The sequence below is a fragment of the Candidatus Borrarchaeum sp. genome, assembly GCF_019058535.1.
Classification (GTDB): Archaea; Asgardarchaeota; Sifarchaeia; order Borrarchaeales; family Borrarchaeaceae; genus Borrarchaeum; species Borrarchaeum weybense.
This window is the reverse complement of sequence record NZ_JAHPYX010000119.1, coordinates 1-4,348: the sequence shown is the minus strand read 5'-3', so window position 1 is coordinate 4,348 and position 4,348 is coordinate 1. Positions and strand designations below refer to the sequence as shown.

Below are 4,348 nucleotides of genomic sequence, written 5' to 3'. Positions count from 1 at the left end.
TAACGAAACCAGTGACAAAACTACCTGCCATAAGAATAGATCCAATCACAAAGCCAGCAAATAATGTACCAAGATATGAGCCGATCCATAGGACCATACTAAGCAAATTTCGTTTTGTTGTTTCATTTTCAACGCTCAAGGCATCTACACAAGTGTCAAGCATTGACCATCCGAGATTTTGGAAGAACCAAACTGTTACATAGAGTATTCCATTTGTCGGGTCGATTATCACCAGAAACGGCAATAAAGCGAAATTTAAAACGCTTCCTAATACTATATAGGGCCTTCTTCTTAAGTTTCTTCCAAATAGGGTAAATGAGTACTTGTCACTAATAAATCCCCAAATTGGTTTTGCCAACCATGGAATAAATGCTACTGTGGAATATATAGCTACAGTGACTATATCTAACCCCATGAACACAATTAAGTAGATAGGAAGAAATGTCGAAGTTAAGATTGACGCAATACCCTCTACGAAATAAGTGCCAGAAACTAATGGATAATACCGTATCCTTGAAATATCTTCACTTTCTCCACCCATTTTAATCAACCAGCAGAAACTTTACTATTTTATAAGTATTATACGGTGCTTCTTTTTTTGTAGTAGAAGAAGTTAGTAGACAAATATCACTTCTTAATAATAAATCTATGCGTCAATGAGTATTAACTCTCATCAACTTTTTGATTTCCTTGTCTGGAATGCCGATAATCAGGAAGAAAACTCGTGCACAATTAAACATTACTCACAGGTGTCCTCAGTTCCCTATCAGGAATTCCGACCAAGAGGAAAAAAATACCGCCTACTAACACACATACTGCAGGTAATAAGAAACTGTATACTGGAGCTATGGTTTCCCATAATATACCAGATATAATCGGACCAATTATCCCTCCTGACATTTTCAAAACGTTCAATATGCTAACAGTTCTTCCACGAATCTCGATCGAGGTAAGGTTCATCATGTATGATGTGCCTGCATTTAAAATCATCGAATTACCAGTTCCAAAAAAAATCAAAGCCACCGTTAAGCCTATAAAACTGCCTTGTGTCCCGATTAAATAGAAAGAAAATGCTGCAACGAGGAGTCCAATACCCAGTGTATTCTTATTGGAGTACTTATCAGCAAGTTTTCCCGTCGGCACAGAAGTAATGAAATACGCGATCATATAAACGAACCATGCTATGCCGACGTAATTCAAAGTTAAATCATACTGGAGTATCATGAAGATGGACAAAACAGGCATTATTGCGGCCACACCAAAGTTGGCTAATATAATTGCGATGAGATAGATTATCAGGGGTCGTCTTGTTTTTTCACTAAATATGCGTTTCAAGTTAATTTTGTATCGCTCCTCAATATCCAACCTTAGGGTCTCCCTCATCAGCAATACCACGACAATCAATGAAACAAAACAAAGTAACGAGCCAATCAAGAAAGAGAAAAAGAATGAGAGCGTTGTCGCCACAAATCCGCTCAAAAAATACCCTACAATAATTGCCCCCGCACCAGCAGCATGATATATACCATAGGCACTGCCTCTTTCCTCATCTGTTACTACATCTGCAATTGCAGATTGTGCAGCGGGTTTGAATGAAGAATCCCCCAATCCTTCAAGTGAATACAACACCCCGAATGCCATAGGTTTATCTGCTAATATCCTAAGAAGATAAGAAAACGCATAACCTAAAAGTCCTAACATCATGGTGGGTTTTCTCCCTTTTTTATCGGAAAATATACCAAAAGGAATAGGAAATACCACAAAAGCTGCTGTATAAAAAGCGTAAATCAATCCAATCGTAAGCACATCGAAGCTCATCACGTCATATAAAAAAAGCGTGAAAACTGGTGTGATAAGACCCGCACCAAGAGCGGCAATCCCAGTAATTGCAGAAAGAAAAAGAACAATACGTTTTGATATGCCATCCATAAACTTCACTAAAACAAAATATCGTAAAATAGTATTTAAGTCCCTAACAAAGAAACTTAATTTAATCCCTTTGCAGACAATTAGCTTTCATTCTACAACATAAGTAGAAAAAGGTTTGAGCGGTGTTTAAGCGCAGATAGGTAAGTTAAAGACCACGTTGGTGCTACCTAATAGCACTCTTATCCGCAGAACTGTTACTTTTCGTATATGTTGCAAGATTTGATTGAGATAATGTTCAAGCATAGATTCTTCAACATTCTCTATATTTAGTCGAATCCAGGTTTCATCAGAGTCTTCAATAGTAACTTCACCGCTCTTAATAAAGCCCAAAGCATCTAAGTCATTAAAAATGTTCATCTAGTTTCGACCTCCTGTATTGTTCGGTAGTGAAAACCTGTTTCAGACTTTACATCGGCCATGGACCGCCAGGACCCATTCACATAACCTCCTTTGCAATTTTTCACAAACATTTGAACCCTCTCATTGGATAAGAACTATATTGGATATAACTAGTAGTTAGTCTTTATAAACGAGTAGCTTAGGTTGCCCAATTTCTAGAAATCTTCAATTACTGAGAACTTAGCAATTTTTTTTGTCGGTATTTTTCGCAATAAATTTCAAAAAGGAATTTACAAGATCTTTTTAATAACACTTCAACTAATGAACTTCAATAGGAGTTATGTCGGATACAGATAACCACAAAAGCGAAAAGTAGTTTTTACAGAATTCCCAAAACTCCCAAATATAATACCCCAATGTTACGACAAAGTCTAATCAAATTGCCGACAAAAAAGAAGATCTCACAAAAAGATTTACAAGATTCCCCAAATTTAAATGGCTTACGAGCGAAGATTCTAGATATTTTTGAGCCATCCTGAAAAGTTTTTTATATTACTAAAACTATGTATATAAATTATGGCGCCTTCTGGGGAAGAAATCACTATTTCTGAAGATCATAAGGAAACAACTCAACCTGAAGGTCTTGAGACACTACAAAATGAACTTGTTTTTATTGCGAAATTTCTTGCAACCCCCATCCCTCAGAGGGAAAAACTTGATGTAGAACATTACATGTCTTTCAACCGGCAAAAAAGATTGATGAATCTTTTTTTAGACTACTTCTTACCGACAAAGATATTTCCAGAGACCGTAGAAGAGGATCTTGCCTATTTACTCGCATATAATCTATTAGATGTTCTTGAAAAAGAGGAATTACTCAAGGAATGGTATAAACTACGCGGTTTAAATCCCAATAAGCCCGATGAGATATTTACCGAATGCGAGGATGGATCAACCTATCGAAGTGTACACGATTTATTGGAGGCAGACTCCCGCACTTTCGGTCAGTTTCTCCCCACATTATTAAAGAAAATGCAGCGACTGAGAAAATATATTACGGAACCTCTCGAATTAGATGAAACCACCCGCTATTTAGATAATATTTGGCTTAGTCAAAAACCGACACTATCAAAAAACGACATTAATGTTATTCTCTATATTGACGCCCGCCCCTTTGCTAAGAATAAGGAGATTGCTCAAGCAGTAGACATGCACGAAAACTCAATAAGTTATATATTGGATCGCTTAGAAAAATTGTGTCGTTTTGGTGTGTTCGGTCGACCGAACCTTGGGAAATTAGGTCTTCAAAAAATAATTGTCAAAACAGAAGGTAACATCACCATTGACTTTCCCTACTTAATATCAACTCAAGAACTACGTGCTGGCAATGTAGTAAAGTTGTTCCCCTTCCATATCCCCAGAAAAAGGGATATATATATTCGAGAATTCTATGATTCTTTAAAAAGCCATCTAGAACTTGAAATGTATCGGCTCATAGAACTGAAGGATAATCTCTCGTTCCAATACTATGATCAAGAGACTCAGGAATGGGATATCGATTGGGATATTTGGACGTTATGGCTGGAACGTTTCCTCTATAAAGAAGGATATAACGAAATCGGTCCTGATATTACAAAGATTAGAGTTAGTGATCAAACACCTATTTCATTTGACTCTAAAGACCTTCAAATCATTGACTATTATAAGAATAACTTAAGAATGCCGATGTCTCACATAGGGGAACACGTCGGTATGACAAAAGCAGGTGCACGCCATAGAGTCAAGAAATTGAGAGATAATGATGTCATCGTTCCGTTTGTCACTTTAATGCAAATTGGGTTAGATGAACAAATCGTGGTGTTATATACTGGCGAGGAAGAATATTTAAACTCCTTTGAGGCTGCACTCTTTGAATTACCCGTAGTATATAGTTACTCACTTCAGGGATTTCCAGATACAACTAAAAAATGTCTTCTTGCTTGGCTACAGGTACCATCAGGTAGTTTTGTCAAATTTGCCGATGCCGTGACGAGCACTCTAAAAGAAAGTGAATCAATTTGGCTCGGTCATCGCTATCTTC

Annotated in this window: 3 protein-coding genes and 1 pseudogene; 1 reads left to right on the top strand and 3 read right to left on the bottom strand. The window is 37.1% G+C overall.

From position 1 onward, the window contains the following. From QVB70_RS06805 to QVB70_RS06795, 3 genes and pseudogenes are all read right to left on the bottom strand, one after another. Nucleotides 1-541 (bottom strand): annotated as a pseudogene (locus QVB70_RS06805) (hypothetical protein); the annotation flags it as partial. Nucleotides 542-732: 191 nt separating this feature from the next. Beyond that, the gene (locus tag QVB70_RS06800; protein WP_287584737.1) at nt 733-1,929 is read right to left on the bottom strand and encodes an MFS transporter; all 1,197 of its coding nucleotides are present in this window, start codon (nt 1,927-1,929) and stop codon (nt 733-735) included. Between the two features lie 126 nt (nt 1,930-2,055). Beyond that, nucleotides 2,056-2,286, bottom strand: a complete 231-nt coding sequence (locus QVB70_RS06795; protein ID WP_287584735.1) for a hypothetical protein — start codon at nt 2,284-2,286, stop codon at nt 2,056-2,058. A 558-nt stretch (nt 2,287-2,844) separates the two neighbouring features. Between QVB70_RS06795 and QVB70_RS06790 the strand changes: the two genes are divergently transcribed. Beyond that, a partial coding sequence (locus QVB70_RS06790; RefSeq protein ID WP_287584734.1) for a winged helix-turn-helix transcriptional regulator occupies nt 2,845-4,348 on the top strand: 1,504 nt, incomplete at its 3' end.

Bases quoted from the DNA above. Each gene is read 5' to 3' on its own strand.
- QVB70_RS06800 (WP_287584737.1), bottom strand. From the start codon at position 1,929: ATGGATGGCATATCAAAACGTATTGTTCTTTTTCTTTCTGCAATTACT.
- QVB70_RS06795 (WP_287584735.1), bottom strand. From the start codon at position 2,286: ATGAACATTTTTAATGACTTAGATGCTTTGGGCTTTATTAAGAGCGGT.